This window comes from Pseudomonas sp. AP19 (genome assembly GCF_001728855.1).
In the GTDB taxonomy this organism is placed as follows: Bacteria; Pseudomonadota; Gammaproteobacteria; order Pseudomonadales; family Pseudomonadaceae; genus Aquipseudomonas; species Aquipseudomonas fluorescens.
In genome coordinates, this window is record NZ_LXJP01000048.1 from 1 (window position 1) to 26,965 (window position 26,965).

General features: G+C 61.3%; 24 protein-coding genes. 5 read left to right on the forward strand and 19 right to left on the reverse strand.

Annotated features, from left to right (window positions below):
- Positions 1 to 108: 108 nt before the first annotated feature.
- From A7D21_RS25985 to fae, 3 genes are read right to left on the reverse strand one after another with little or no spacing between them, the layout of a single operon-like run.
- A complete protein-coding gene (locus A7D21_RS25985) occupies positions 109 to 1,542 on the reverse strand; it encodes an NAD-dependent succinate-semialdehyde dehydrogenase (RefSeq protein ID WP_053256273.1) in 1,434 nt (477 codons plus the stop codon).
- Complete coding sequence (locus A7D21_RS25990) at positions 1,539 to 2,573, reverse strand: aldo/keto reductase (RefSeq protein ID WP_053256274.1); 1,035 nt, start codon at positions 2,571 to 2,573, stop codon at positions 1,539 to 1,541. Before A7D21_RS25990 ends, A7D21_RS25985 begins: the two co-directional genes overlap by 4 nt.
- Before the next feature lie 10 nt (positions 2,574 to 2,583).
- Positions 2,584 to 3,096 carry a formaldehyde-activating enzyme gene (gene fae / locus A7D21_RS25995; RefSeq protein WP_053256275.1) on the reverse strand — a complete coding sequence of 171 codons (513 nt, stop codon included), beginning with the start codon at positions 3,094 to 3,096 and terminating at the stop codon, positions 2,584 to 2,586.
- Between the two features lie 323 nt (positions 3,097 to 3,419).
- Between fae and A7D21_RS26000 the strand changes: the two genes are divergently transcribed.
- Entirely contained in the window at positions 3,420 to 4,670 is a 1,251-nt protein-coding gene (locus A7D21_RS26000; RefSeq protein ID WP_034108883.1) for a ribonucleotide-diphosphate reductase subunit beta, read from the forward strand.
- Between the two features lie 219 nt (positions 4,671 to 4,889).
- Here the strand turns inward: A7D21_RS26000 and A7D21_RS26005 are convergent, their stop codons facing one another.
- The 3 genes from A7D21_RS26005 to gabT all read right to left on the reverse strand — a co-directional run bounded on the left by A7D21_RS26005 (position 4,890) and on the right by gabT (position 7,429).
- Complete coding sequence (locus A7D21_RS26005) at positions 4,890 to 5,378, reverse strand: Lrp/AsnC family transcriptional regulator (protein WP_003174918.1); 489 nt, start codon at positions 5,376 to 5,378, stop codon at positions 4,890 to 4,892.
- A 45-nt stretch (positions 5,379 to 5,423) separates the two neighbouring features.
- Positions 5,424 to 6,068 (reverse strand): 2-haloalkanoic acid dehalogenase, encoded by a 645-nt coding sequence (locus A7D21_RS26010; RefSeq protein WP_053256276.1) that lies wholly within the window; start codon positions 6,066 to 6,068, stop codon positions 5,424 to 5,426.
- Positions 6,069 to 6,136: 68 nt separating this feature from the next.
- Positions 6,137 to 7,429, reverse strand: coding sequence for a 4-aminobutyrate--2-oxoglutarate transaminase (gene gabT / locus A7D21_RS26015; protein WP_069553037.1), 1,293 nt, complete (start codon positions 7,427 to 7,429; stop codon positions 6,137 to 6,139).
- 193 nt (positions 7,430 to 7,622) lie between these two features.
- On the opposite strand from gabT, the gene A7D21_RS26020 reads away from it, so the two are divergent.
- Positions 7,623 to 8,549, forward strand: a complete 927-nt coding sequence (locus tag A7D21_RS26020; protein ID WP_053256278.1) for a glyoxylate/hydroxypyruvate reductase A — start codon at positions 7,623 to 7,625, stop codon at positions 8,547 to 8,549.
- A gap of 39 nt (positions 8,550 to 8,588) precedes the next feature.
- On the opposite strand, the gene A7D21_RS26025 is transcribed toward A7D21_RS26020, so the two are convergent.
- From A7D21_RS26025 to A7D21_RS26080, 12 genes are all read right to left on the reverse strand, one after another.
- The gene (locus A7D21_RS26025; protein WP_053256279.1) at positions 8,589 to 9,671 is read right to left on the reverse strand and encodes a tartrate dehydrogenase; all 1,083 of its coding nucleotides are present in this window, start codon (positions 9,669 to 9,671) and stop codon (positions 8,589 to 8,591) included.
- Complete coding sequence (locus A7D21_RS26030) at positions 9,668 to 11,155, reverse strand: NAD-dependent succinate-semialdehyde dehydrogenase (protein ID WP_069553038.1); 1,488 nt, start codon at positions 11,153 to 11,155, stop codon at positions 9,668 to 9,670. Before A7D21_RS26030 ends, A7D21_RS26025 begins: the two co-directional genes overlap by 4 nt.
- Positions 11,156 to 11,283: 128 nt before the next feature.
- Entirely contained in the window at positions 11,284 to 12,441 is a 1,158-nt protein-coding gene (gene argE, locus A7D21_RS26035; protein WP_053256281.1) for an acetylornithine deacetylase, read from the reverse strand.
- Positions 12,438 to 13,592: an FAD-binding oxidoreductase gene (locus A7D21_RS26040; protein WP_053256282.1), complete on the reverse strand. Its 1,155-nt coding sequence runs from the start codon at positions 13,590 to 13,592 to the stop codon at positions 12,438 to 12,440. The genes argE and A7D21_RS26040 overlap by 4 nt, the downstream gene beginning before the upstream one ends.
- Complete coding sequence (locus A7D21_RS26045) at positions 13,589 to 14,965, reverse strand: NAD(P)/FAD-dependent oxidoreductase (protein WP_069553039.1); 1,377 nt, start codon at positions 14,963 to 14,965, stop codon at positions 13,589 to 13,591. Before A7D21_RS26045 ends, A7D21_RS26040 begins: the two co-directional genes overlap by 4 nt.
- Positions 14,947 to 15,255: a (2Fe-2S)-binding protein gene (locus A7D21_RS26050; protein WP_053256284.1), complete on the reverse strand. Its 309-nt coding sequence runs from the start codon at positions 15,253 to 15,255 to the stop codon at positions 14,947 to 14,949. Before A7D21_RS26050 ends, A7D21_RS26045 begins: the two co-directional genes overlap by 19 nt.
- Positions 15,252 to 17,093: an ABC transporter ATP-binding protein gene (locus A7D21_RS26055; RefSeq protein WP_053256285.1), complete on the reverse strand. Its 1,842-nt coding sequence runs from the start codon at positions 17,091 to 17,093 to the stop codon at positions 15,252 to 15,254. The genes A7D21_RS26050 and A7D21_RS26055 overlap by 4 nt, the downstream gene beginning before the upstream one ends.
- A gap of 1 nt (position 17,094) precedes the next feature.
- Positions 17,095 to 17,970 carry an ABC transporter permease gene (locus A7D21_RS26060; RefSeq protein WP_053256286.1) on the reverse strand — a complete coding sequence of 292 codons (876 nt, stop codon included), beginning with the start codon at positions 17,968 to 17,970 and terminating at the stop codon, positions 17,095 to 17,097.
- Positions 17,967 to 18,923, reverse strand: a complete 957-nt coding sequence (locus tag A7D21_RS26065; protein ID WP_069553040.1) for an ABC transporter permease — start codon at positions 18,921 to 18,923, stop codon at positions 17,967 to 17,969. The genes A7D21_RS26060 and A7D21_RS26065 overlap by 4 nt, the downstream gene beginning before the upstream one ends.
- A 13-nt stretch (positions 18,924 to 18,936) precedes the next feature.
- A complete protein-coding gene (locus A7D21_RS26070; RefSeq protein WP_053256288.1) occupies positions 18,937 to 20,574 on the reverse strand; it encodes an ABC transporter substrate-binding protein in 1,638 nt (545 codons plus the stop codon).
- A gap of 95 nt (positions 20,575 to 20,669) precedes the next feature.
- The gene (locus tag A7D21_RS26075; RefSeq protein WP_069553041.1) at positions 20,670 to 21,944 is read right to left on the reverse strand and encodes an FAD-binding oxidoreductase; all 1,275 of its coding nucleotides are present in this window, start codon (positions 21,942 to 21,944) and stop codon (positions 20,670 to 20,672) included.
- Between the two features lie 21 nt (positions 21,945 to 21,965).
- Entirely contained in the window at positions 21,966 to 22,634 is a 669-nt protein-coding gene (locus A7D21_RS26080) for a haloacid dehalogenase type II (RefSeq protein WP_053256290.1), read from the reverse strand.
- A 578-nt stretch (positions 22,635 to 23,212) separates the two neighbouring features.
- Here A7D21_RS26080 and A7D21_RS26085 point away from each other — a divergent pair.
- Positions 23,213 to 24,064, forward strand: coding sequence for a GNAT family N-acetyltransferase (locus A7D21_RS26085; RefSeq protein ID WP_069553042.1), 852 nt, complete (start codon positions 23,213 to 23,215; stop codon positions 24,062 to 24,064).
- Between the two features lie 22 nt (positions 24,065 to 24,086).
- On the forward strand, positions 24,087 to 24,800 hold the full coding sequence (locus tag A7D21_RS26090) for a cupin domain-containing protein (protein ID WP_053256292.1): 714 nt from the start codon (positions 24,087 to 24,089) through the stop codon (positions 24,798 to 24,800).
- Between the two features lie 21 nt (positions 24,801 to 24,821).
- Here A7D21_RS26090 and A7D21_RS26095 read toward each other — a convergent pair whose 3' ends face one another.
- On the reverse strand, positions 24,822 to 25,706 hold the full coding sequence (locus A7D21_RS26095; RefSeq protein WP_053256293.1) for a LysR family transcriptional regulator: 885 nt from the start codon (positions 25,704 to 25,706) through the stop codon (positions 24,822 to 24,824).
- Between the two features lie 95 nt (positions 25,707 to 25,801).
- On the opposite strand from A7D21_RS26095, the gene A7D21_RS26100 reads away from it, so the two are divergent.
- Positions 25,802 to 26,935, forward strand: coding sequence for a DSD1 family PLP-dependent enzyme (locus tag A7D21_RS26100; protein WP_053256294.1), 1,134 nt, complete (start codon positions 25,802 to 25,804; stop codon positions 26,933 to 26,935).
- Positions 26,936 to 26,965: the final 30 nt, after the last annotated feature.

Here is a 26,965-nt window from a genome sequence, read left to right on the forward strand (position 1 = left end):
CGCCGTTACCGCAGCAACGGATATGCACACCAACACCCCAACACCCCCGACACCCCCAACACCCCGCTATCGCAGCCAAGCCAGCGCCCATCTTAGAGCGACGTTGTCTTACAAGCCCCCCATCAACAAGTATTTGATCTCCAGATAATCATCCAGCCCATACCTGGAACCTTCACGACCCAGCCCGGACTCCTTGATACCGCCAAACGGCGCGACTTCAGTAGAGATAATCCCTTCGTTGATACCCACCATGCCGGCCTCCAGGCCCTCAGCCATGCGCCACACCCGGCCGATATCACGACTGTAGAAGTACGCAGACAACCCAAACGGCGTGTCATTGGCGCGCTGCAGCACCTCGGCCTCATCCTTGAAACGGAAGCACGCCGCCACCGGGCCAAAGGTTTCTTCCTGGGCGATCAACATATCGCCATGGGCTTCAGTGAGGACAGTGGGTTCGAAGAAAGTGCCGCCCAACGCATGGCGGCGACCACCGCACAGCAGTTTGGCGCCCTTCTCCAGCGCATCGCCGACATGGGCTTCAACCTTGGCCAGTGCCGCCGCGTTGATCAGCGGGCCTTGTTCGGTTTCGCCGTCCAACGCGCTGCCCACGCGCATCGCGCTGACCGCCTCTGCCAGTTTGCCGGTGAAGGCCTCGTACACCCCGTCCTGGATAAAGAAGCGGTTGACGCACACACAGGTCTGCCCGGTGTTGCGGAACTTGGACGCCATGGCACCTTTGACGGCGGCCTCCAGGTCGGCATCGTCGAACACAATGAATGGCGCGTTGCCGCCCAGTTCCAGCGAGACTTTTTTCAACGTGTCGGCGGCCTGGCGCATCAGCAGCTTGCCGGTGCGGGTGGAGCCGGTGAATGACAGTTTGCGCACCACACTGGAGGCTTGCAGGGCACCGCCAATGGCCACGGCGTCACCGGAGACGATGTTGAACACACCCGCCGGAATGCCCGCCTGCTCAGCCAGCACCGCGAGGGCAAATGCCGACAGCGGGGTTTCTTCCGAGGGTTTAAGGATCATGGTGCAACCGGCCGCGAGCGCCGGACCGACTTTGCGGGTGACCATTGCCAGCGGGAAGTTCCACGGGGTGATGGCCGCCACCACACCAATCGCTTCCTTGGTCACGATGATGCGTGCATCCGCTTTGTGGCTCGGGATCACGTCGCCATAGGCGCGCTTGGCTTCTTCGCCGAACCACTCCAGAAAACTCGCGGCATAGACCACTTCGCCCATCGCTTCGGCCAAGGGTTTGCCCTGTTCCAGGCTCAGCAGTTGGGCCAGGTCCTTCTGGTGGCTGAGCATCAGGTCGCTCCAGCGCTTGAGGCGCTGGCTGCGCTCCTTGGCGGTGAGCTTGCGCCAGGCCGGCAAAGCCCGGTTGGCGGCATGGATGGCCAGGTCGGTGGCTTGCGCGCCGGCGCGCTGGACGTCTGCAATCAAGGCGCCATTGGCCGGGTTGAGCACCGGGTAGGTCGGTCCACCGCTGGACCATTGGCCATCTATGTAGTTGCCAGTACGGATCAGCGGGTTCATGCCACGGCCTCAATCAGGTTGAAACGGTCCAGGCCTGGGCGGGCCTCGCGCAGGATGCGCTTGCCGGCGGTGTAGTCGTTGATCACATCGCACGGGGTGTAGTTGCGTTCCAGTTCGTGCAACTCTTCGGCATCCAGCTGGGTGTCGAGGGCCGCGAGTGCGCTGTCAAATTGCGCGGTGGTGTCGGCGCCTACCAGCATCACATCGACACCGGGATGATTGGCGACCCAGGCCTGGGCGATCTGCGCATTCGATACACCGCGGGCGCGTGCCACGCGTTGCACCGAATGGGCAATGTCGAACGACGCCTGGTCGCTGTACATCTGCTGGGTGAAGAAGTCGGTCTGGTTGCGGGTCGACTGCACTTCGCCGGTGAGCAAGCCACGGGCCAGCGGGCTGAACACCGAGACACCCAGGCCCTGGTCGCGGCAGAACGGGATCATCTCGCGCTCTTCTTCACGGTAGGCGCAGTTCAATTGCAGCTGCATATTGATCGGCTTGACCCAGCCATTGCGCTCGCAGGCCATGAGGATCTTGGCCAACTGGCCGGTGAGCATGGTCGATACGCCGATATAACGCGCCTTGCCGGCACGCACAATGTCGTTCATCGCAGCCATGGTTTCTTCGACCGGCGTGTTCACATCGAAGTAATGCAACATGAACACGTCGACGTAATCCATGCCCAGCCGGCTGAGGGACGCGTCGATGCTGTCCAGGATGTGCTTGCGCGAGTGGCCGCTGGCGTTGATGCCATGGCGGGTGCCGTAACCGACTTTGGTGGTGACCACAATGTCTTCACGCCGTGCCACGCGCTTGAGGATGCGCCCAACCACTTCTTCACCGACGCCCGCCGAATAAAAGTCAGCCAGGTCGATGAAGTTGACGCCGTTGTCCAGAGCATGCGCGACGATCGGCTCGCTTTGCTTCTCATCAAAGATCCACGGTTTCCAATCCGGGGTGCCCATGTTCATGGTGCCCAGGCACAGGCGCGAGACTTGCAGGCCGGAGTTGCCCAAACGGATGTAGTGCATGGCAGTCTCCTCAGGCCTTGGGCGTGTAGAAAGGGTTGCTGATGTGGTTGACCACGTCGGCCAACTGCGCGGTGTACGGTGTGCCGGTCAAGGCGGCACGGATCGCGGTGCGGCAGGCGTTGTAGTTATTCAGGTAGACGGCGTCCAGGTCATCGCAGGCCGGGTTGACCCAGTTGGCGGTAACGATGGCCCACTCGTCTTCGGCTTCCGGCGGCAACGTACCGTCGAGCAAGGCTTCGAGCACCGCCTTGGCGATCCCGGCCTGGGACGCGCCCCAGGTGGCATTACCGTGCAGGTCACTGTCGATGGCGGCCTTGTTGACGTAGAGAGTCATGGGTTTGACCGGGATGTTCGGCTGGGCAATCACCATGAACGGGCAATGGCCCTGGCTTGGAGAGGCGAGGCTGTTGGCAAACGCTTGGCCGGCAGGACCATTGCGTGGGCCGATCAGGATATTGATGTGGGCAGCATTGACGCCTGGGCCTTCGAAGCCTTCGCCGATGTACAGATCAAGTGCTTTCATTTTCGCAAACGCTCGTTGTTGTTATGGGGAGCTTGTTGGCGAGTTTTAGCACTGGCCGTTGAGGCGGCCGTAACCATTAAAAGTCATAGGGCTGTGAGTTTTGCTCATGGCCCCTGCGACGATCGATGCCCGTTTGCGCCGTTGACCTGCTGTATCACACACCATATAGTGTGCCCACAAACAGAACAGACCACTACATAGTGTGCAGCATCGGTAATTACCGACCACACTACGCGCAGTATTTCAATGCCGAGTAGCCTGCAAATCGCCTATTTTTGGACGGCCTCAAACGCCGTCAGAACAGACCAGGAAGGAGTATTTCAATGCTGAGTTGGGACGAAGTCGACAACGAAGACACCGGTGCAGCGGTGATCAAAGGCGCCAACGCCGGCCATGCCAGCGAAGCGAACATGGACCGTCTCGACGGTGCCGGCGCCGCTGCCGCCCTGGAAGCGCGCAACGTGACAGCCAACGACTCCGCCGCCATCGTGCGCGCCAAGGCCGCCCTGGACAAACTCGACGTCGCCGAAGGCCTCGCTGAGCTCGAAGGCTCCGCCGCCCGCGTCGCCGTTGACGAAAAGCGCATGATCAACTGCCGCGCCGACCTCAACCAACTCGTGCCCTTCAAGTACGACTGGGCCTGGCAGAAGTACCTCGACGGGTGCGCCAACCACTGGATGCCGCAAGAGGTCAACATGACCGCCGACATCGCGCTGTGGAAAAACCCCGAAGGCCTCACCGACGACGAACGCCGCATCGTCATGCGCAACCTCGGCTTCTTCTCCACCGCCGACTCCCTGGTCGCGAACAACCTGGTGCTGGCCGTGTACCGCCTGATCACCAACCCGGAGTGCCGCCAGTACATCCTGCGCCAGGCCTTCGAAGAAGCGATCCACACCCACGCCTACCAGTACTGCATCGAATCGCTGGCCATGGATGAAGGCGAGATCTTCAACATGTACCACGAGATCCCATCGGTGGCTAAAAAAGCCGCGTGGGGCCTGAAGTACACCCGTTCGATCTCCGATCCGAAGTTCGAAACCGGCACCGTCGAAACCGACAAAGAACTGCTGCGCAACCTGGTCGCCTACTACTGCGTCCTCGAAGGCATTTTCTTCTACTGCGGCTTCACCCAGATCCTGTCCATGGGCCGCCGCAACAAAATGACCGGTGTCGCCGAGCAGTTCCAGTACATCCTGCGCGACGAGTCGATGCACCTGAACTTCGGTATCGACGTGATCAACCAGATCAAAATCGAAAACCCACACTTGTGGGATGCCGAGATGAAGGAAGAAGCGACCCAGATGATCCTGCAAGGGACGCAGCTGGAGATCGAGTACGCACGCGACACCATGCCGCGCGGCGTGTTGGGTATGAATGCGGCGATGATGGAGGACTATTTGAAGTTCATCGCGAATCGTCGCCTGTCGCAGATTGGGTTGAAGGAAGAGTACCCAGGCACGACTAACCCGTTCCCGTGGATGAGCGAGATTATGGACTTGAAGAAAGAGAAGAATTTCTTTGAGACCCGTGTGATTGAGTACCAGACCGGCGGTGCATTAAGCTGGGACTGATCAATGCGGATCCGCAGTTGTCACAACCCATTGACGCGCGTACCCATGAGCTGACTGCGGGTGCTCGAAATAGGGCGTTTCTAAACCGAGCCTCTCGTCGAAACGAGGCGTTTAGCGGCGCCCATGCATGAGCGTGCAACACCAAGGTATTGCCGAGACAAGACCACCCGGACGGCCTCTTTGCAGGCAGCTCCGGGTGCGTTATGCGGTGGGTGTGTCTCAGTGCCGCAGCAGTTTGCGCAGAGGGACGCCGTCTTTAAGCACGGGCGACTTGATGACGATGTAGCTGAAGTACTTGGAAATGCCGATGTTCTTGTCCAGCAGGCTTTCGACCACTTCCTGATAATGCTGAATGCTGCGCGTCATGAAGCGCACCAGGTAATCGTAGCCACCGCTGATCAAATGGCATTCGAGCACTTCATCCACCAGACGAATGTTGGACTCGAACTTGGCGAAGTCTTCCCGCTTGTGATCGCTGAGGGTGATCTCGGTAAATACCGTGACCGAATCGGTAATCTTTGCCAGGTTCAAGTGTGCCTTGTAGCTGGAAATATACCCGGCCGACTCCAGCCGCTTGACGCGTTGAAGGCAGGGACTGGCCGATAAGCCAACGGCATCGGCGAGGCTGACGTTGGTCATCCGGCCGTCCTTTTGCAGCTCGACCAGAATGCTGATGTCAATCCGGTCCAGTTTCACTAGTCCTTCCATTGCGTACCTCTTGACTGCCATTTGTAAGACAATCTTCTAGCAAAATCAGCGCCGTAAAGACAGCTGATGCTGAGCCACCAGATCCGCCATGCTGTTGATGCAGTAATCCGCCGCACACGGCGTGGGCTGTCTGGCACGCTGACGGCCAATCAAACAGCGGTCCGCCCCCCCGACTGCGCCGACAGACGCTCGCGTCACATGCAGCACAGGCTCTGCTTGCAGCGCTGGGTGATTAAGCCATTCAGGGTCTTCGGCCAGGGAGATGAAATCCTCCAGCGCGATTCCCAGGCGCTCACATAACAGGGCGCGATCTTCCGCATCGCGGTCGCCGCGTACCAGCAACCGGTAGAACTTGCGCAGGTACAGCATAGCGCCTGGCGCGTCCTCGAAAAGTGACCAGTTGCCGGCTGAACGCGCAAAACTCATGCCCTCCTCCCAACTGGCCTGCAAGCCCCAGCCCGCCGCCAGTTGGCGATGGGCAAAGCACAGCACACCACTGAAGCCTAGCTCAGCAAAGCGTGGGTAGAGCGCCGCCACCACCGTATTGTATTCGGCCAACACCTGTTCTTTTTGCGGCTGGCCGCCACGGCTGTCGAGCAACGGCTGCAAGGCCGTCCAGACGCCCGAATCCCGGTCCACCAGCACTTCGTCGCAATCAATCAGCAACGCTCGATACGTTGTCAGCCCCATGGTGGGTCAAGCCTCCAATGATGCATTTTATTCACTCGTGCTCCATAACGGCTCGCGCGGGTACTGGCTCAGTTCAAGACCCGTGCCAAAGCGCCCTGAAGAATCTGCAAGGCTTCGTCGACCTGAGCCTCGGTGGTGACCAGGGGCGCCAGGAAGCGCAATACGTTGCGGTACACGCCGCACTTGATCACCAGCAAACCACCTTTGCGCGCTTCATCAATCAGCCGCTGATTGAGGTCAGCGTCTGGTGTGCGCGCCTCGTCGTTCTTGATCAGCTCGATGGCCAGCATGAACCCGGTGCCACGCACGTCACCGATTTGCGGATGACGGCTGCGCAAGCTCAGCAAACCCTGACGCAAACGCTCGCCCAGCGTTTCAGCGCGCGCCAGCAAGTGTTCTTCCTCGAAGGCATCGATCACCGCCAGAGCCGCCGCACAAGACAAGGCGTTACCGCCATAGGTACCGCCCAGGCCACCGGGCAACGGCGCGTCCATGATCGCGGCCTTGCCGACCACACCCGACAACGGCAAGCCGCCGGCCAGGCTCTTGGCCACAGTCACCAGGTCGGGCTGGATGCCGGCATGCTGGAAGCCGAACCACTTGCCCGTGCGGCCGAAACCAGTCTGGATTTCATCGAGGATCAGCACAATGCCGTGTTTTTCGGTCAACGCGCGCAGCCCTTTGAGGAACGCCACCGGCGCCGACAGGAAACCACCGTCGCCCTGCACCGGTTCAATAATGATCGCCGCGACCCGCTCTGGTGCCACCTGGGTGGCGAGCAACTCGTCGAGTGCCGCGAGGGCCATGTCACTGGTAACGCCGCGATAGGCATTCGGATAGGGTGTATGGAACACCTCCGGTGCGAACGGCCCGAAATTCTGTTTGTACGGCTGGCTCATCCCCGTCAGCGTCGTACCGAGCAAGGTGCGCCCATGGAAACCGCCACGAAAGGCAATCACAGCCGAACGGTTGGTGTGGGCACGCGCAATCTTCACTGCGTTTTCCACGGCCTCGGCCCCAGAAGTGAAAAACGCCGCTTTATAGGCCTCCTTGCCACCGATCATTTCGCACAGGCGCTGGGCCAGGTCCAGATAAGGTGTGTAGGCGACCACCTGGAAACAGGCGTGGGAGACTTTCTGCAGTTGCGCCTGCACTGCCGCGACCACTTTCGGGTGGTTGTGGCCGATGTTCAGCACGCCGATGCCGCCGACGAAATCCAGGTAGCGCTTGCCGTCCACATCCCACAACTCGGCACCTTGGGCGCGATCGATCACCAAGGGGTGAGCAGTGACCAGCCCACGAGGCACGAATTGATCGCGCTGGCGGAGCAAATGAGGGGTTTCGTCGACTTTGCTATTCATGGCATTTCCCATCGTGAGTCCGGCAACCGGAAGGTGGTTGCGATGGTGTTCAGGTTACGACGTGTACGAAACCAACTAAGCCGAACTTGCCCCGTGAGAAATTCGGATCGACTGTTTTGCCCCTTCCTTTCAACAGATCCTGCGCCGGGCTTGAGCGATGATGAACACTCTCTTTACCCGACAGGAAATGCCCATGGCCTTGCTCTACAAAGCTGACCCGGTGCGCGGCCAACACTGGCAGGCACTGTTTGCCGAACACGCAGCGGATATTCAGTGGCGCGCCTGGCCAGAGATCGGCGCCCCTGATGAGATCGAATACCTGGCCGCCTGGCAGGCCCCGGATGATCTCGAACAGCTGTTGCCCAATCTAAAAGTGTTGTTTGCCCTGTCGGCCGGGGTCGATCAACTGGACCTCGACCGCTTACCGGCGCACCTGCCGGTGGTGCGCCTGCTGGACCCGGGCATCACCCAAGGCATGTGCGAGTACGCCAGTTGGGCCGTGCTCAGCCTGCACCGGGATATGCTGCTTTACCGCCAGCAGCAGACAGCACGCTGCTGGCAGGCGCATTTACTGCAACCCGCGGTGAGCCGGCGTGTCGGCGTGATGGGGCTGGGCACCCAGGCGCAGCAAATTCTGGCCACCCTCAAGCCGCTCGGTTTTGCCTTGTCTGGCTGGGCCCGTAGTGCCCACAAAGTGCCAGGCGTGGACTGCTACGCCGGTGAACAGCAACTGTCCGCCTTCCTCAGCCAGTGCGATATTCTGCTGTGCGTGCTGCCGCTGACGGAACAGACCCAAGGCATTCTCGACGCGCAGTTATTCGCCCAACTGCCACGGGGCGCGGCCCTGATCAACATGGGCCGTGGCGGGCACCTGGTGGAAAACGACTTGCTTGAGGCGCTGGCCAGCGGGCAGCTCAGCGGCGCGGTGCTGGATGTGCTGCAGCAAGAGCCGGCACCGGCAGATCATCCTTTTTGGGGCCACCCGCAGATCGCACTGACACCGCATATTGCAGCGATGACCCAACCACAAACGGCTTTTGGGGTGTTGTTGGAAAATATCCGGCGCCACCAGCGCGGCGAGCCGATGCTGGGTGAGGTAGATCGGCGCCAAGGGTATTAAGGGACCCGGCAATGCAGGGCATCGCCGGTTTGTGGGTACTTAGCGCAGCTTCGCCGCAATCGCCAGCCCCACATCCTGAGTCGAGCCCTTCCCGCCCAGGTCCGGGGTAATCGGCCCCTGCCCAATCACCTCTTCGATCGCCTGCAGAATCCCGTCGTGTGCCGCGCGATAACGTTCATCCCCGTTACCCAGGAAGTCCAGCATCAGCGCGCCGGACCAGATCATCGCAATCGGGTTGGCAATGTTCTGCCCGTAGATATCCGGTGCCGAGCCATGCACGGGCTCAAACAACGACGGAAACCGCCGCTGCGGATCGAGATTGGCCGAAGGCGCGATTCCGATGGTGCCGGCACAGGCTGGCCCCAGGTCGGAAAGAATGTCGCCAAACAGGTTCGATGCCACCACCACATCAAACCGGTCCGGCTGCAGCACAAACCGTGCGCACAGGATGTCGATGTGCTGCTTGTCCCAAGTCACCTCTGGGTACTTCGTGGCCATCAACGCCGTGCGCTCGTCCCAGTACGGCATGCTGATGGAAATCCCGTTGGATTTGGTCGCTGCGGTCAGCCGTTTGCGCGGCCGGGTCTGTGCCAGGTCGAAAGCGAACTTCAGAATCCGGTCCACCCCGCGACGGGTGAACACCGACTCTTGCAGCACGAACTCATGCTCGGTGCCTTCGAACATTTTGCCGCCAACCGAGGAGTACTCACCTTCGGTGTTCTCGCGGATCACCACAAAATCGATGTCTCCCGGTTTGCGCCCGGCCAATGGGCACGGTACGCCTGGAAACAGCCGAACCGGGCGGATATTCACGTACTGGTCGAAGTCGCGGCGGAACTTGAGCAATGAGCCCCAAAGGGAAATGTGGTCCGGCACTTTGTCCGGCCAGCCCACGGCGCCGAAATAGATCGCGTCGAAACCCTTGAGCTGTTCGAACCAGTCGTCGGGCATCATCTGACCGTGTTCCAAGTAGTAATCGCAGTGCGCCCAATCGAGCACTTCGATGCTTAAATCCAGCTGCCATGTCTTCGCGGCCTGCTCCAGCACCCGCAAGCCTTCCGGCAGGACTTCCTTGCCAATACCATCGCCGGCAATCGCGGCAATTCTGAATACCTTGCTCATCTAACGTGGCTCCCGCTGTCTGTGAATGACAGCCCGCCGATGTGGAAGGCTTTGACTTCAAGGTATTCATCCAGGCCGTACTTGCTGCCTTCTCGGCCCAGGCCTGACTGCTTGATGCCGCCGAACGGCGCGACTTCCATGGAAATGATGCCGGTGTTGAGCCCGACCATGCCGAACTCCAGTGCCTCACCGAACCGCCATGACCGGCGAAGGTCCTGAGTGAAATAGTAAGCGCCCAAGCCGTAAGGTGTAGCGTTGGCCAGCGCCAGGGCTTCGGCTTCATCGGTGAACCGCATCAACGGCGCGACCGGGCCAAAGGTTTCTTCGTTGGCCAACAACATGCTGGCGTGGGTGTCGCCAAGGACTGTGGGCTGGACGAATAGGCTGCTGCCCTCGGGAATCCCGCCGCAAAGCAACTGCGCGCCCTGGCTCAGCGCATCATCGATGTGCCGAGTGACTTTGTTGACGGCTGCCAGGTTGATCAGCGGGCCGATGGTGACGCCGGTGTCGAGACCATTGCCCACCTTGAGCTTGCCCACCTCTTCAACCAGCCGTTGAGCAAAGCGTTCGTAAATGCCGTTTTGCACCAGAATCCGGTTGGCACAGACACAAGTTTGGCCGGCGTTGCGGAACTTGCTGAGCATAATACCGGCCACGGCCTGCTCCAGGTCCGCATCGTCAAACACAATGAACGGGGCATTGCCGCCCAATTCCAGGCTCAGGCGCTTGATGTGTTCGGCACTCTGGCGCATCAACAGGCGGCCGACGGCAGTTGAACCGGTAAAGGAAATCTTGCGTACCGTCGGGTTGCTGGTCAGCTCTTCGCCAATGCCAGCAGGCATTCCGGTCAAGACGTTGAACACACCGGCCGGGATGCCGACGCGCTCGGCCAACACCGCCAGGGCCAATGCCGACAAAGGGGTGAGGTCGGACGGTTTGACGATGATCGGGCAACCGGCAGCCAGGGCTGGCGCGCACTTGCGGGTGATCATTGCGTTCGGAAAATTCCACGGTGTGATCGCCGCGCAGACGCCCACCGGTTGCTTGAGGGTCAGCAAGCGACGGTCGCCGCTGGGGGCCGGTATGGTTTCGCCGTAGACCCGCCGTGCCTCTTCGGCGAACCATTTGACGAAGCCGGCACCATAGCGGATTTCACCCTGGGCTTCGTTCAGCGGTTTGCCCTGCTCACAGGTCATGATCAGCGCCAGGTCGTCGAGGTTGTCGATCATGGCTTGGTACCAGCGCTCCAGCAACGCGGCACGTTCGGCCGCCGGGCGTGCGCGCCAGGCGGGCCAGGCCTTGTCGGCAGCCTCGACGGCCCGGCGGGTTTCCGCGCCCTGCATGGCCGGGACCCGGGCGAGCAATCGGCCGCTGGCCGGGTCGATGACGTCCAGGGTCGCGGCATTGTCGGCGCCAATCCACTGCCCGTTCACATAGGCGAGTTCTGCCAGAAGGCTGGGGTCTTTCAAACGATTCTTGAGCATGGTCGAGTCCTGATCCGAGACAGTCTCCAGTCTAGGCAGGTGTCGCGGGTGAGGATGCTGAAAGCGTGCTTCCAGCAGTGTCGCGTGCTGAAAATCAACCCGCGACGGCAGGCTCTACCAGCACGCGCCTAGCCTTTCAACGAACCCAGCAACCCTTGTAAAAAGCGCTCGCCGGCTTCCATCTGGCTGATCTCGACAAACTCATCCGGCTTGTGCGCCTGCTCGATGGAGCCCGGCCCGCACACCACCACCGGCACATCCAGACGCTGCTTGAACAGGCCGCCTTCAGTGCCGAACGAAACTTTCGAGGTGCCCGTGTCCGGCGCCGCAAATTGCTTGAGGAAGCGCACTGCTTCGACACTGGGGTGCGTGTCGAGACCCGGGTAGACGTTGACGGTTTCAATTTCGATGGCCGCCACGCTGGAGAGCTTCTGCGCCTCACGCACGATCACTTCAGCGCGCTCGTGCATCTGGTCCAGGAACTGATCGAGGTCGTCTGCCGGCAGGTTGCGCACCTCAAAATCCAGGGTGCACAGGTTGGGCACGATATTGAGCGCCTTGCCGCCGACAATCTGCCCGACATGCACGGTGCTGTAGGGCACGTCGTAGTCGTTGTCCTGGGCGCCGTGGCGTTGCAACTGCTGCTGGCTCTCGCGCAGGGCGCCGATGAAGTCACAGGCGACGTGGATCGCATTCACTGATCGCGGCGCCAGCGATGAATGGGCTTCCAGGCCGCGGCAGTAAGTGCGGTAAGAGCCTTTGCCCTTGTGGCCCAGCACAAACTGCATATTGGTCGGCTCACCGATCATGCACAGAAACGGGCGCACCGGCGCCAGGTGCAACACGTCAAGCAAGCGTCGCACGCCCACACAACCAATCTCTTCATCATGGGACAACGCCAGTTGTAACGGGCGGCTCAGGCGATGATCCGCTGCATCGAGCATCGCGTCGATGGCCAGGGCGATAAAACCTTTCATGTCACAACTGCCGCGGCCGTAGATACGCCCGTCCTGCACAGTGGCGGCGAAGGCGGGAAAGGTCCAGGCCTGCCCCGCCGCCGGCACTACGTCAGTGTGCCCGGACAGCAGCACGCCGGGCTGGTCTTTGGGGCCGGTGCTGGCAAACAGGTTGGCCTTCTTGCCGCTTTCGTCGCGTACGATCAACGACTCGATGCCCTTGGTCGCCAACAGCTCGCGTACGTAGTCGATCAGGGCCATGTTCGACACCGACGACACGGTGTCGAACGCCATCAGCTGTGTGAGAATCTCGAGAACGCGCGGTTTCATGAGGCCTGGCTCCGTTGTGCGGCAAGGTGGGCAAAGCGGGTGATGGAGAATGGCTCGATCGGGGTGCTGGTGCTGCCGGTACTGAGCAATTCGGCCATCACATCGCCGACCCCTGGGCCCAATTGGAACCCGTGGCCACAAAAACCAAAGGCGTAGAACAGCCCATCGACGGTTCCGCTGGGGCCCATCACCGGCAACGCGTCTGGCAGGTAGCCTTCAATGCCGCTCCATACGCGGATGATGTTGAGGTTGCCGACACCGGGCAGCAGCCGGCGCATCTGGTTGACCTGGTTGAGAATACTGCGCGGCTCGACCTGAGCACGACGGTTGAGCATGTCCGGCTTGCTGCGGTAACCGCCGCCGATAACGATATTGCCACGGGGAATCTGGCGGAAGTAAATCACTTCCTCAGGGATCTTGGTGTACACGCCGATCACGGTCGGCAACGCATACGGCACCGGCTCGGTAACGGCCATTTGCGGGCCATGGGTATCCAGCGGCACCGGTTCGCCGAACTGCGCCGAGAGTTTCTGGCCCCAGGCACCGGCAGTGATCAACAACTGCGCGGCATGGAACTGGCGGCCGTCGGTGGTGGTGACGTGAAAATCGCCGCCTACCTTCTGGACCTCGGCGACCTCAGTGCGCTCCTCAATCTGCGCACCCAGGCGCCTCGCCGCGCGGGCAAACGCCGGTGCGGCCAAACGCGGGTTCGCATGACCGTCGTGGGGCGCGTAGGAGCCGCCCTTGACCTGCGCGCCAAGAAAGCCGAAGCGTTGGCGCAGTTCGGCGCCGCGATAGATTTTCAGGTCCAGTTGCGCCGCTTCAGGTGCGGCAGCGTAGGCCTCAAGTTCAGCAATTTCATCTTCTCGATAACACACGCGCATGTGCCCGCTGGCGATGAATTCCAGGTCGTCGTCGATCAGTTCGGGCAAACGTTTCCACAGCGCCCAGGAACGGTTGGCCAGGGCCAATTGGCCGAGGAAGCGCCCTTGCCGCCGCACGTTGCCGAAGTTGACGCCGCTGGCGTATTGGCCGATCTGATCGCGCTCCAGCAGGATTACCGATTGGCCACGACAGCGCAAAAAGAAGGCGCTCGCCGCGCCCATCAGGCCACCACCCACAATCACCACGTCTGCTTTTTGCACGCTCATGGAGCGACCTCCTCGGTGAGCATCGACAACGGTTTGACGGGTGCCTGGCCACGCTGGCGGCCCACCTCCCGAACCTGTACGCCAGCAGCGGCCGCGATCACTTCCGCCCCCGCCTGGGAGCAATAACGGCCCTGGCAACGGCCCATGCCAACCCGACTGAACGCCTTGGCGCGGTTCACTTCACAGGCGCCTTTTTCACTGACTACGCGACGTAAATCGCCGGCGCTGATCATCTCGCAGCGACACACAATCGCACTGTCGGGCAGGGCCTTGGCCTGTTCGCTGGGCCAGGGGAACGCCTGCGCCAACCCAAGGCGAAACTGGTCCATCACATCCAGCGCCAGGCGTTGCGCGTCGCGCAGCCCTGTATCGAAAGGGTGTTTAAAATCCTCCAGCAAGGTCAGCGCCACCAGTCGCCCGGCGTGCTCGGCCGCATCGGCGCCGCGAATTTTCGAACCGTCGCCGGCCGCGTACACACCCTTTACGGAAGTGCGTCCGGCTTCATCCACCGACAGCCACCATTGGCTTGAAGGCTCATCGAACGCCATCTTGCAGCCGGCCAGGTCGCCCAGTTGGGTTTCCGGGCGCAAGTGATAACCGAGCGCCACAGCGTCGGCCTCCACGGTCAGGGTTCGCCCGTTGGCGGTGTTGAACCGCACACCACTGACGCCGCTTGCGGCATCGCCCAGGACCTGCAACGGCTTGATACCCAGGTGCACCGTGACCTTGGCCCGGTACAGTTGCGCCAGCAGCTTGATTCCCGTGAACAGCAAGCCGGGGCGCGCCAGCAGCTTGGGCAGAGCCTTGATACGCAGGCGCATCGGCGACGTATCCAACACCGCCGCCACCGTCGCGCCCGCCTTTACGTACTGGCTGGCGACCAGGTACAGCAAAGGCCCGCTGCCCATGAACACCACGTTGTGGCCAATCGATACCGCCTGGTTTTTCAGCGCGATCTGCGAACCTCCGAGGCTATAGGTACCCGCCAGTTGCCAGCCCTCAATGGGCATCAAGCGGTCGGTAGCGCCAGTGCAGAGGATCAACGCGTCGTAATCCACCGTACTATGGCGGCCCTGGCTGACGCAGCACAATTGCCCCGGCGTGAGGTTCCACACCAACGTGTCGGGGCGGTAATCAATCGCGCCGCGCAGGCGATCGAAACTCTGGTGCAAGTCCTGGGCCTTGGCGGCTTCGCTGCCGTACAACGTCGTATAGTCGCGAGTAAACTCTTCGGGTTGGCGGCGATAGATTTGCCCGCCGTCGCGGCGATTTTCATCGATCAGGATCGGTGTAATGCCGGCGTTCACCAGCGTCTCGGCGCAACGAATGCCCGCCGGACCCGCGCCCACGATGACTACCCGTGCAGTGGCCATTTCGCCTCCGGTTGTGTGGTGACAATATCCAGGCCCTCGCGGACCTCATTAGAGCAGGCACGCAAGCGTTCGCCGCTGCGGGTCCACACCCAGCAGTCCTGGCACGCCCCCATCAGGCAGAAGCCTGCGCGACGGCCGGTGTCGAACTCCGACTGCCGCAACGTGCTGCCCTGCGTCAGCAAGGCGACCATCAACGTGTCGCCCTGCAAAGCCTCGATGGGTGCGCCATCCACGGTCAGGCTGACCGTCGGCCGCGCCTGTTCGGCCAACCTCACAAAACGCCCTTTCATGCATAGGCTCCCAACGTCATGGTGTTAATACCCTGCTGAGTGTTCAGCAATTGGGCCGTGTCGTGATGGCAGAGAATTTCACCACCGTTCTCCAGGCTGCGGCGGCTCGGCGCGGTGAGGTTGCACAAGCCGTCGACCCGCACCGGGCAGCGATTGAGGAACGTACAGAGTTCCGGCACATTGGCGCGCGCGCCAATGGGGGGCAACGCGCCACCGGAGGCGCCGCAGGTTTCCAGCCAACCTTGGCGCAGCTCAGGTACCGAGTGGATCAACACGTCGGTGTAGGGATGAAACGGCGGCTCGGCAAACGACTGGCGGCTGCCGGCCTGAACCTTATGGCCGCTGTACATCACCACAATGTCGTCGCACAGCGCACGTACCGTGGAGATGTCATGGCTGATAAACAGGTAGGAAACGCCAAGCTCCTGACGCAAGTCGCGCAGCAGTTCGAGAATCGCCGCGCCCACCACGGTGTCGAGGGCCGAGGTCACTTCATCGCAAAGGATCAGGTCGGGCTTGGCGGCCAGCGCCCGCGCCAGGTTGACCCGCTGCTTCTGCCCTCCAGACAGCTCATTGGGGCGCCGCTCGGCCATTGCGCGGGGCAGGCGCACCAGATCGAGCAGTTCGCCAATCCGCGTTTGCAACGCCGCGCCTTTGAGGCCGAAATACATCTTCAGCGGCCGACTGAGTATGGTCGCCACGCTGTGCATGGGGTTCAGTGCGGTGTCGGCATTTTGAAACACCATTTGAATCCGTCGAAACTGCTCGGGGCTGCGCTCGGACAGGCTGCCACCCAAGGGCTGGCCATCGAATGTCAGCCCGCCGAGGGCCGGGGTCAGCAGCCCCGCAACCACGCGGGCCAAGGTGGACTTGCCGGAGCCCGACTCGCCGATCACCCCAATGGCCTGGCCGCGTCGCACGGTAAGGTCGATGTCTTCGAGTACCCGGATCGACGGCATGCCTTGCAGGTTCTTGTTGCCGTAGCCAGCGGTGAGGCCGCGGATGGTCAGCAGCGGTACATCTTCGGCAATCCCGCACGGCGGACGGATGGTGGTGTCAGGGCGCGCGGCTGCCAGCAAGCTGCGCGTGTACTCATGGGTCGGGGCTTTGAGCAGCGGCGCCGTGGCGCTCTGTTCGAAGATCTGCCCACCATTGAGTACCACGATCTGGTCAGCCATTTGCGCCACCACGGCCAGGTCGTGAGAGACATACACGGCCGTGGTACCCCGCTCGCGCACCACCCGCTTGAAGGCGCGCAGCACGTCAATCTGGGTGGTCACATCGAGCGCCGTAGTGGGCTCGTCGAGCACCACCAGAAGCGGGTCGCTGATCAGCGCCATCGCCGCCATCACCCGTTGCAGTTGCCCACCAGAGACCTGATGCGGATAGCGTCGGCCGATGCGCTCCGGGTCGGGCAGCGCCAAGTCGCGGAACAGCCCGATGGCTTTGGCTTGCAGTTCGGCCCGAGTGCCCAGGCCATGGATCAACGCGCCCTCCACGACTTGGTCGATGAGTCTTTTCGCCGGATTGAACGCCGCCGCAGCGCTTTGCGCGATGTAGGACACCCGGTTGCCACGCAGGCCTTGCAGCTGCTTTTCGCTCAGGGCACGCATGTCGTGCTCACCGACTTGCACCACTCCGCCGGATAAGCGACAGCCCCGCCGCGCGTAACCGAGCAGCGCCAGGGCGATGGTGGTCTTGCCCGAGCCGGACTCACCGATCAACGCCAGCACTTCACCTTTTTTCAGGGAAAAACTCACGCCTTTGACGATTTCAACCTCGCCACGCTCGCCACAGGCGACCACCCGCAGGTCTTCAACGCGAATCAATTCACTCATTTCAATGGCCTCCCATACGTCGACTACGCCGGGACGACAGATGGTCGATCAGCAAATTCACACCAATGGTCAACGTACCAATGGCGAGCGCTGGAATGATGATGGCCAGCGCGCCCTGGTTGAGGCCGCCGATGTTTTCCCGTACCAGGGAGCCAAGGTCCGCGTCTGGCGGTTGCACGCCCAGGCCCAGAAAGCTCATGCCGCTGAGCAACAGCACGATGTAGCCGAAGCGCAACCCCAGATCGGTCAATACGGGGTTGAGCATATTCGGCAGGATTTCCATGCACGCCACGTATAACCGGCGCTCGCCTCGGGTACGGGCGACTTGCACGTACTCAAGGGCTTCAATGTTGACCGCCATGCTGCGGGCGACGCGAAACGCACCCGGGATATAGCTGATAACGGCGGTGCAGATCAGCAGCGTCACTGACGACCCAAAGGCCGAGACCATGATCAGTGCAAGCATTTTGCTGGGGATCGAAATGAACGCGTCCATGATGCGGCTGATGACTTCGTCCAGCCACTTGGGTGCGACCACCGACAACAACGCAGAACCGGTGCCCAGGGCGCTGGCCAGTAACGCCGCGACCAGCGCCAGCCCGACTGTGAACCGGGCGCCCACCAACACCCGGCTAAGCATGTCGCGGCCCAGGTAATCGGTGCCAAACGGGTGGGCGAGGCTAAAGCCTTCGAAAATGTTATCGGACACCACTTCACCCACAGGGTGTGGCGCCAGCCAGGGGCCAAACAGCGCCACCAGCAACCAGGCCACGCACACCAATGCTCCCACCAGCCCCAACCACGACGGAGCGCTGGAGACTTTGGCGAGTGCCAGGGCTGAGGACACAGGCTTTGACTTGGCAATGAGATTGTTCATTGGTTTCTCAGCCTCGGGTTGGACAGGATTGCGCAGAGGTCGGCGAGCAGCACCAGGCCCAGGTAGGCCACGCAGAACAACATGGTGCAAGCCTGCACCAGCGCCATGTCGCGGTTGGTCACGGCGTCGACCATCAAGCTGGCAATGCCGGGGTAGTTGAAGATGGTTTCGACGATCACCACCCCGCCCAACAGGTACGACAGGCTCAGGGCGATGGCATTGGCAATCGGGCCGATGGCGTTGGGCAAGGCATGGCGCAGCACAATACGTATGGGGCTGACGCCTTTGAGGCGCGCCATTTCGACGTAGGGGCTGTCGAGCTGATCGATCACCGCAGCGCGCGTCATGCGCGCCATTTGCGCGATGATGACGCAACACAGCGTCATCACCGGCAAGGCATAGGTACGCATGAATTGCAGGGGTGAGGTAATGTCGCTGGCATACGACAGTGCCGATAACCAACCGAGGTTGACCGCGAAAATCAGCACGGCCAGGGTTGCCACCAGAAACTCCGGCACCGCAACCATCGCCAGGGTGACAAAGCTCAGGCAGCTGTCGATGCGCCCACCCCGGCCCATCGCCGAGCCGATGCCCAGCACCAGCGCCAACGGCACCGAAACCAGCGCCGTGACACCCGCCAACATCAGGGTGTTGGGCACTCGTCCCGCCATCAATTCACCCACCGGCATCGCATTGGACACCGACACCCCCATGTCGCCGGTGAGCAGGCTCATCAACCAGTGCAAGTACCGCAACACACCAGGCTGGTCCAACCCCAGTTTCAGGCGCAGCGCCGCCACCTGTTCAGGGGTCGCGAACTGGCCAAGGGATTGTTGTGCAGCATCCCCCGGCAGTACTGCCGTGATCGCAAAAACGACCATGGACACGATCAACAAGGTCACCGCACCGGCACCAAAGCGCCGGCAGATCAACCACAGTGTATGGCTATTCATCGCACTGCCCTCCTCAAGCGTCCAACCACACCTGCTCGGCGAACATGTAACCCATGAAACCACCCAGCGGGTTGGTGTCGTAGCCTTTGATGCGCTGGTCGACGCCGTCGATGTTGCTGATAAATACCGGCACGCCGATGCCACAGTGGTCGTGAACCAGGGTCTGCATGTCGCCATACATTTTGGCGCGCTTGGCGTCGTCGGTCTCGCCACGTGCCAACATCAGTAACTGGTCGAATTGATCGTTCTGCCAGCCGGACTCGTTCCACGGCGCCTTGGACTGGAAGAATTGCGAAAACATCACGTCGGCATTCGGCCGAGGGTTGATGTTGCCGAAGCTCAAAGGGTGCTTCATCCAGTGGTTTGACCAGTAGCCGTCACTGGGCAGGCGGTTGACGTCAAGCTTGAGCCCGGCCTGTTTCGCCGACTGCTGCAACAGCACGGCGATGTCCACCGAACCGGTCGCAGCGGGTGACGCCATCACGGGCATGGTGATGCTTTCCATACCGGCTTTCTTCAGCAGGAACTTGGCTTTTTCCGGGTCGTAGACCGTCTGCGGCAAGTCGCTGTTGAAGTAGCGCGAGCCCGGTGCAATCGGGTGATCGTTGCCGACCACGGCAAAGCCACGGAACACTGCGGACTTGACTTGCTCACGGTCCAGCAGCAGCTTCATCGCCTGGGTGAATTCCGGGCTTTTGCCGGGCAACTGATCCTGGCGGATGATCAAGTCAGTGTAGTTGCCGGACGGCGCATCCACGACCCGGTGTTTGGCACTGGCAGCGATACGTGTGGTGGAACGTGGGTTGACCTCGTTGATCATGTGTACGTCGCCCGACAGCAGCGCGTTGACCCGCGACGGCTCGTCGGCGATAGCGATGAATTCGATTTCGTCCAGGTACGGCAAGCCCGGTTTCCAGTAGTTCTTGTTGCGCACGGCAATCGAACGCACCCCCGGTTTGAATTCACCCACGGTGAACGGCCCGGTACCGATGCCTTTATTGAAGTCGGTGGTGCCCTCAGGGACGATCAACAGGTGCGACACCGCCAGGATCGACGGCAACTCGGCGTTTGGCGCGCTGAGGCGAATCTGCACTTCGCTCGGGCCGCTGGCCTTGATCTCTGCGAACTGCTCCATCAACGGCATGACCTTGGAACCAGTGAGCGGGTCCTTGTGCCGGTTCAGGGTGAACACCACGTCGGCAGCGCTCAGCGTCTTGCCGTTGTGGAAGGTCACGTCTTTGCGCAGGGTGATGGTCCACAGGGTGGCGTCGGTATTCTCGATACGCTCGGCCAACTCCAATTGCGGCACCAGGTGTTTATCGAATCGGGTCAGGCCGTTATAGAACATGTAGTGGCGCGCATAGTCGGTAGACAGCGCGCCCTTGGCGGGGTCAAGGGTATCGGCGGTAGACGTGGACATACCGGCGACACGAATCTTGCCCCCCGGCTTGCCTTTACCTGCGACAGGCGCGTCATCGGCAAACACCTTACCGGCGGCGCTGAACAGACTGCCGGCACCGGCGGCGGCCACACCCGCAACACCGAGCATTTGCAGGGCATTGCGGCGCGACATACCACGGTTGAGACTTTCGAATACCCGCAGGCTCTCCTGGCCGGAGATCAGCTCGGGGGTGTTTTTGTTGTCAGTCATATCAAAGCTACCTGTCGATAATCGGAAGAATCGAGTGCTCACGGATGTCCGGAGCGTCCTGAAAAAACAAACGACGGTGACGCAACAACGGCAACTCAGTGCAAATAATCCTGGAAGCGGTAATAGGCACCCACGAACGGCAGGAACCAGGGTTTGCCGAAGTGCCCGGGAATCGCCGGCCATTCGAGCTCACGCCAGGGGTTGGCGGCTGCGTTGCCAGCCATCACCTCTGCCATCACCTGGCCCATGTGCACCGACATCTGCACGCCATGGCCGCTGTAGCCCATCGAATGGAACACCCCGCCATGCTGGCCTGCGCGGGGCAGGCGATCGGACGTCATGTCCACCAAACCGCCCCAGCAGTAGTCGATCTTCACGCCCGCCAACTGCGGGAACATGTTCAACATCGCGGCGTGCAGCACCTTGCCGCTCTTGGCATCGGAGACGCTGTCCGACATGGCGAACCGTGCCCGACCGTCAAACAGCAAGCGGTTGTCCGGCGTCAGGCGAAAATAGTTACCGATCATGCGGCTGGTCACATAGGCCCGATGCTGTGGCAGCAACTGGTCGATCAGGGCCTGGGACAAGACTTCAGTGGCGATGACAAAACTGCCTACCGGGACAATCCGCCGGCGGTACCAGCCGAGGTCGCCATGCTGGCAAGCACCGGTGGCCAGCAAGACTTGCCCGGCATGCAGCGAGCCCTTGGCGTTAGTGACTTGATAGCCGCCCGCCTGGGCCTTCCAGTGGTTGACCTGGGTGTGCTCATAAATCATTGCGCCACGCCGCACGGCCGCTTCGGCCAAGCCGACACCAAAACGGCCGACATGCATTTGCACACCGTTGCGTTGCAGCAAACCGCCATGGAACTGCGCCGAGTTGACTTCAGCGTGCGTCTGTTCGGCGCTGAGCAACTCAACATCGGCGTCGACCTCCTGGCGAATCAGCTCACAGGTGCGTGCAAGTCCTTCGTAATGCAGGGGCTTGGCCGCCAACTTGAGCTTCCCGTTGCGCACCAGGTCACAGGCGATCCCTTCCTGCTCGACCAGCGAAACCACCGTCTGCACCGCACTTTCATAGGCCTGGTAATAAGCACGCGCCTTGGCGGCACCGAGGCTGGCGTGCAACCCGGCATAGTCCTGGGCCACGCCGGTATTGCACTGCCCACCGTTGCGCCCCGAGGCTTCGCCGATCACCCGGCCGGCGTCCAGCACGACCACACTGGCGCCATTACGCGCCAACGCCCGCGCCGCCGCCAGGCCGGTGAACCCTCCACCGACCACGGCTACATCGACCTGCTTGGGCAAGTCGCCCAGCCGGGCCCCGGTAAACGCCGGTGCGGTGTCGAGCCAATAGGATTCACTGCCCATGTCTTACCCCTTGGTGTGCTGTTACAGACCGACCAACGCTGGCAGCCCGCCGATATCGGGGATCTGCTGGTAACCGTAGAACGCATTGCCGGGCACTTCATGGCCACGGGCAACGAACGCCTTGTTTTTGATCTTCATGTCATGGGCCGGCATCAGGTCATAACGGAAGCTCGAAGACACATGCAAGATGTCTTCCGGGCCGCAGCCAAGGTTGTCGAGCATGAATTCGAAAGCGGCCAGGCGCGGCTTATAAGCCTGGGCCTGTTCGGCAGTGAATACTTTGTGGAACGGCGCGCCGAGCTTGTCGACGTTGGACATGATCTGGCTGTTGCTGGCATTGGAAAAGATCACCAGGGGGATCTTGTCGGCGATCTTCGACAGGCCGGCCGGCACGTCCGCATGAGGGCCCCAGGTCGGCACGGCGTCGTAATACAGTTGGCCTTCCTCGCGATACTCGATACCCCAGCGCTTGCAGGTACGGGCCAGGGCCGTCTTGAGGATTTCGTCATACGGCCTCCAGTCGCCCATCACCTGATCGAGGCGGTAGGCCGAGAAATCCTTGACGAACTGGTCCATCTGCTCTGGGGTGATGCGGTCGGCGAAAATTTCGCGGGTCATGGTGCCCATATGAAAGTTGGTCAGCGTACCGTAGCAGTCGAACGTAATGAATTTGGGGCGAAGAAAGCTCATTGAGTGCGGTCCTGAAGTTCGTTGATTGTGACAAGCGTTCGCTGCCCTGGTGGCACGTCGGCCTCGTTGCAGCACAGCTTCATTACACCACTGTGAAATCAGCATATGACGTCTAAAACGACCTGCGCTCAATACAAACCACCGTTTTGGTGGCTGGCCTCAGCAGAGTTTGCGGTGCGCGCCAGGCTTGGGCAGGCCCCGCTTTTATGCGCTTTTATGGGCCTTTGGAGGTAGCGAGGCTCAAGAAAGGGCATGGCGGGCAGCAGTCACTGTGCTGCAAGCAGTATTTTGTGCGGTTGGCCGATCACGCGCGTCAGCGAATGGACAGTGCGCTATAGAGAAGAGCGCAAGCCTGCGCCGATACCAGCCGCTTCGCCCCTGAATTCCGGCCGGCCGCGCCTGGAAAAACCCCTGGCATTTGCTGCTGACCTCGCGACGCAATTAAGTAGTAACTGTGGTGATGTGGGGTGCCGCACACGGAATCTGCCGAATATTCCAGGCCCTCTTGCCAGCCTGTATGGCAGGTGGGATACAGACGCGCTCATGATGCAAAAAACAACCTTCCATGGAGACTCGCCATGTCCGCCCTGCCACACCCTGCTTATGTCTACCGTCCGATGACGGTCGCCGACCTGCCGGCCGCCCATGCCTTATCGGTCATGCTCAAATGGCCCCACCGCCTGGAAGACTGGGCGATGTTGCAACGGGTCAGCGACGGCTTCGTGGTGCTGGACGGCGAGCGCCTGATCGGCAGCGCCTTCACCTGCCCTCAGGGTGATTACGCAACCATTGGCCTGGTGATCGTCAGTAATGACTACCAAGGCCAGGGCATTGGACGCCGCTTGATGGAAAAGGCGCTCGACGCCTGCCAGGCGCGCACGCCGATTCTCAACGCCACCCTCGCGGGTGCGCCACTTTATGCAAGCCAGGGGTTTGTCGAGTTTGGGCAGGTGCAGCAGCATCAAGGCCAAGTGCGCGTGCCCGCCCTGGAGGGCCTGGACGCTGGCGAAACCTGCCGTGCGTTACGCGCCGATGACCATGCCACGCTGTTGGCCCTCGCCAATGCCGGCAGCGGCCTGGACCGCCGTGAAGTGTTGCCGGAACTGCAGGTAGAGCACGCCATGGGGATTGATCGCGAGGGCAAGTTGCGCGGCTTTGCCCTGCTGCGCCCCTTTGGTCGTGGACGCTGCATCGGCCCGGTGGTGGCAGAAAACCTCGAGCAGGCAAAACACCTGATCAGCGAATTACTGGCGCGGGTACCGGACGCCTTCGTACGCATCGATATCCCCGCCGATTGCGGCCTCAGTGACTGGCTCGAACAAGCCGGTTTGAAGCACATCGACACCGTCACCCAGATGGCCAAGGGCAAACCGCCCCAGGCCAGCCAAGGCGTACACCCTTTTGCGCTGATCACCCAAGCGATCGGCTGATTTTCCTTATGGAGTAGTGCCCATGTCATCTCCCCGTATCCTGCTGTTGGCGCGCGCCGACGGTAGCCGCGTTACCACGCCGTTGAACACGGCTGCCCTGAGCGCGCTCGATCCATTCGGCGATGCGCGCCAACTCGCCTGGCTGGGCGACGATGGGGTGTCCGCCGGCTTGGTGCAGTTCAGCGGCGACGCCGCGATCGAAGACTTCCCCCACAGCGAGACGCTGGTGGTTCACGCCGGCCATGTAGTGCTGCACACGGCAGACCAGCACGTAGACCTGAAGGTCGGCGACAGTGCCGTGATCGGCCGTGGCACACGCCTCTCGGTGCAGGCGAGCGCGGGCAGCCGATGGGCGTTCTGCGCTGTCGACCTGGCCGATGCCCCCCGGCAGCACGGCTTGACGTGGCTCGACCCGCGCGCCCTGCTCAACCCCTCTGCCGCACCGGAACCGCAAATCCTGATCGGCCCTCCCCCACAGTGCCGGGCGCTTAATCTGTTTGATGATGCCAGCACAGAACTGCGCGTCGGCATTTGGGACTCGACGCCCTACGCCCGGCACGGCCGCCCGCACAAACTGCATGAGTTGATGTATCTGCTTGAAGGTAGCGTCACCCTGCAAGATGCCGAGGGTGGCGAGGTGACGATCAACACCGGTGACACGGTGTTTGTGGCAAAAGGCGCGCCGTGCGCTTGGACCAGCACAGTCTATGTACGCAAGGTCTATGCAGTGAAGTGAGCCGGCATGTTCAGTCGGTTGTCAGGTTTTCAACGCGTCTTCCAGAAAAGCCACCAAAGCCTGCACACGCGAACTGCGCAGTTTGCGCGAAGGCACCAGCAAGTTGACCGGTGCGCTGTCGAAGCTCCACTCCGGCAGTACCCGTATCAGGCTGCCGCTGGCGATTGCATCACTGACATCCCACTGCGAACGCAGCACCAACCCCAAGCCTTGCTCGGCCCAACGCCGGGCAACGCTTCCATCATTGCTCAACAATACCGGTTCGATGCGTAGGGTTTTACGCGCCTGCCCCTTACGCATATGCCAGAGCGTGACATCCTCATCATTTTCACGGATGCAAATGCAGCGATGGGCAGCGAGCTGGTCTGGCGACACCGGCACACCCTGTTCGTGCAGATAGGCTTCGCTGGCGCATAACCATCGCTCGTTTTGCGTGAGCTGCCTGGCCGTCCACAGGCTGTCGTTGAGGTGGCCGATGTGAATGACTGCGTCGCTGTCATGGCGATCAGGCCAGGGTGTCTCGCGCAAATCCAGGTGCAGGCAAAGCTGCGGATGCAGCCTTGCAAAACGTGCCAACAATGGTGCAATGCGCTGTCGACCATAGCCAAACGGGGCCGCCAACCTCAATGTGCCAACCAGCCTTTCGTCCTTTTGCTTGAAAGACTCTGGAAGCGACTCCAGTTGTTCCAGCAAGACCGCACTCTCGCGCGAGAACCGCTCACCATCGGCCGTCAGGCTGAGCCGCCGTGCGTCGCGGTTAGCCAGGGTCAGCCCCAGCAGCGCCTCCAGTTTACGCAGGCGCATGGAAAGCGCCGGAGGTGAAACATTCAGGGCTCTGGCAGCGGCACTCAGCGACTCAGAGCGGGCAAGCGTAACTGCCAGGCGCAGGTCTTCGATGGAAATCATTCAATTTTACTTAATGATTGATGATTTCTCATTGAACCACAGGTTAACGATAGCTGAGTAGAGTGCAGCCTGTACCCAGCCACTTGAGTTCTGCCATGTCAACGCCGATTGCCTCTCTCGACACGCCCGTTGCGCTAGTCGATGTCGCGCAAATGCAGCGCAATATCCAGCGTATGCAGCAACGTATGGACACCCTCGGCGTACGTTTGCGCCCGCACATCAAAACCAGCAAGTGCCTGCCCGTCATCACGGCACAGATGGCTGCTGGCGCCCGCGGTGTCACGGTTTCTACCTTGAAGGAAGCTGAGCACTGTTTCGCGCAAGGCATCAGTGACGTGTTCTATGCCGTTGCAATAGCCCCGGGCAAATTACCCGCGGCACTAGCCCTCCGGCGCAAAGGCTGCAACCTGAGCGTACTCACCGACAGCGTCGCAGGCGCTCAAGCGATCGTCGACTTTGCACAGCAGCACGACGAACGCTTCGAGGTGTGGATTGAAATCGATTGCGACGGCCATCGCTCAGGCCTGGCCGTTGAAGACAATGCGCTGGTAGCCGTCGCACGCGCCCTGAGCGAAGGCGGCATGCAACTGCGCGGCGTGATGACCCACGCGGGGTCCAGTTACGAGCTGGACCGCCTCGAAGCCCTGCAAGCGCTGGCGGAACAGGAACGCTTACTCTGTGTACGCGCCGCCGAAATAATCCGCGAAGCCGGCTTGGCATGCCCCGAGGTCAGCATCGGCTCCACCCCCACAGCCCTCTCGGCACTGAACCTGGACGGCGTTACTGAAGTGCGGGCAGGCGTCTATGTGTTCTTCGATCTGGTCATGCACAACATTGGCGTGTGCCGGGCAGACGAGTTGGCGTTGAGCGTCCTGACCACCGTTATTGGCCATCAGCAGGATAAAGGCTGGATCATCACCGACGCAGGCTGGATGGCCATGAGTCGCGACCGTGGCACACAACGTCAGCGCCAGGACTTTGGTTATGGACAAGTGTGTACCGAAGCGGGCGACTGGATCGAAGGCGCGCTGGTCACAGGGGCCAATCAGGAACATGGCATCATCACCCTCGGCACCCCGAGTGCTGACATGGTCGGGCGCTTCCCTATTGGCAGTCGTCTGCGCATTCTGCCCAATCATGCCTGCGCCACCGGCGCGCAGTTTCCGGATTATCACGCCCTTGACGTCGAGGGCGCCGTACACACATGGAGTCGCCTTCATGGTTGGTAGTCTTAAGGTGATGCGTATTGCTCTCGACCA

What these genes read in the sequence shown, in the direction of transcription:
- A7D21_RS25985 (WP_053256273.1), bottom strand. Translation starts at nt 1,542, where the DNA reads ATGAACCCGCTGATCCGTACTGGCAACTACATAGATGGCCAATGGTCC.
- A7D21_RS25990 (WP_053256274.1), bottom strand. Translation starts at nt 2,573, where the DNA reads ATGCACTACATCCGTTTGGGCAACTCCGGCCTGCAAGTCTCGCGCCTG.
- fae (WP_053256275.1), bottom strand. Translation starts at nt 3,096, where the DNA reads ATGAAAGCACTTGATCTGTACATCGGCGAAGGCTTCGAAGGCCCAGGC.
- A7D21_RS26000 (WP_034108883.1), top strand. Translation starts at nt 3,420, where the DNA reads ATGCTGAGTTGGGACGAAGTCGACAACGAAGACACCGGTGCAGCGGTG.
- A7D21_RS26005 (WP_003174918.1), bottom strand. Translation starts at nt 5,378, where the DNA reads ATGGAAGGACTAGTGAAACTGGACCGGATTGACATCAGCATTCTGGTC.
- A7D21_RS26010 (WP_053256276.1), bottom strand. Translation starts at nt 6,068, where the DNA reads ATGGGGCTGACAACGTATCGAGCGTTGCTGATTGATTGCGACGAAGTG.
- gabT (WP_069553037.1), bottom strand. Translation starts at nt 7,429, where the DNA reads ATGAATAGCAAAGTCGACGAAACCCCTCATTTGCTCCGCCAGCGCGAT.
- A7D21_RS26020 (WP_053256278.1), top strand. Translation starts at nt 7,623, where the DNA reads ATGGCCTTGCTCTACAAAGCTGACCCGGTGCGCGGCCAACACTGGCAG.
- A7D21_RS26025 (WP_053256279.1), bottom strand. Translation starts at nt 9,671, where the DNA reads ATGAGCAAGGTATTCAGAATTGCCGCGATTGCCGGCGATGGTATTGGC.
- A7D21_RS26030 (WP_069553038.1), bottom strand. Translation starts at nt 11,155, where the DNA reads ATGCTCAAGAATCGTTTGAAAGACCCCAGCCTTCTGGCAGAACTCGCC.
- argE (WP_053256281.1), bottom strand. Translation starts at nt 12,441, where the DNA reads ATGAAACCGCGCGTTCTCGAGATTCTCACACAGCTGATGGCGTTCGAC.
- A7D21_RS26040 (WP_053256282.1), bottom strand. Translation starts at nt 13,592, where the DNA reads ATGAGCGTGCAAAAAGCAGACGTGGTGATTGTGGGTGGTGGCCTGATG.
- A7D21_RS26045 (WP_069553039.1), bottom strand. Translation starts at nt 14,965, where the DNA reads ATGGCCACTGCACGGGTAGTCATCGTGGGCGCGGGTCCGGCGGGCATT.
- A7D21_RS26050 (WP_053256284.1), bottom strand. Translation starts at nt 15,255, where the DNA reads ATGAAAGGGCGTTTTGTGAGGTTGGCCGAACAGGCGCGGCCGACGGTC.
- A7D21_RS26055 (WP_053256285.1), bottom strand. Translation starts at nt 17,093, where the DNA reads ATGAGTGAATTGATTCGCGTTGAAGACCTGCGGGTGGTCGCCTGTGGC.
- A7D21_RS26060 (WP_053256286.1), bottom strand. Translation starts at nt 17,970, where the DNA reads ATGAACAATCTCATTGCCAAGTCAAAGCCTGTGTCCTCAGCCCTGGCA.
- A7D21_RS26065 (WP_069553040.1), bottom strand. Translation starts at nt 18,923, where the DNA reads ATGAATAGCCATACACTGTGGTTGATCTGCCGGCGCTTTGGTGCCGGT.
- A7D21_RS26070 (WP_053256288.1), bottom strand. Translation starts at nt 20,574, where the DNA reads ATGACTGACAACAAAAACACCCCCGAGCTGATCTCCGGCCAGGAGAGC.
- A7D21_RS26075 (WP_069553041.1), bottom strand. Translation starts at nt 21,944, where the DNA reads ATGGGCAGTGAATCCTATTGGCTCGACACCGCACCGGCGTTTACCGGG.
- A7D21_RS26080 (WP_053256290.1), bottom strand. Translation starts at nt 22,634, where the DNA reads ATGAGCTTTCTTCGCCCCAAATTCATTACGTTCGACTGCTACGGTACG.
- A7D21_RS26085 (WP_069553042.1), top strand. Translation starts at nt 23,213, where the DNA reads ATGTCCGCCCTGCCACACCCTGCTTATGTCTACCGTCCGATGACGGTC.
- A7D21_RS26090 (WP_053256292.1), top strand. Translation starts at nt 24,087, where the DNA reads ATGTCATCTCCCCGTATCCTGCTGTTGGCGCGCGCCGACGGTAGCCGC.
- A7D21_RS26095 (WP_053256293.1), bottom strand. Translation starts at nt 25,706, where the DNA reads ATGATTTCCATCGAAGACCTGCGCCTGGCAGTTACGCTTGCCCGCTCT.
- A7D21_RS26100 (WP_053256294.1), top strand. Translation starts at nt 25,802, where the DNA reads ATGTCAACGCCGATTGCCTCTCTCGACACGCCCGTTGCGCTAGTCGAT.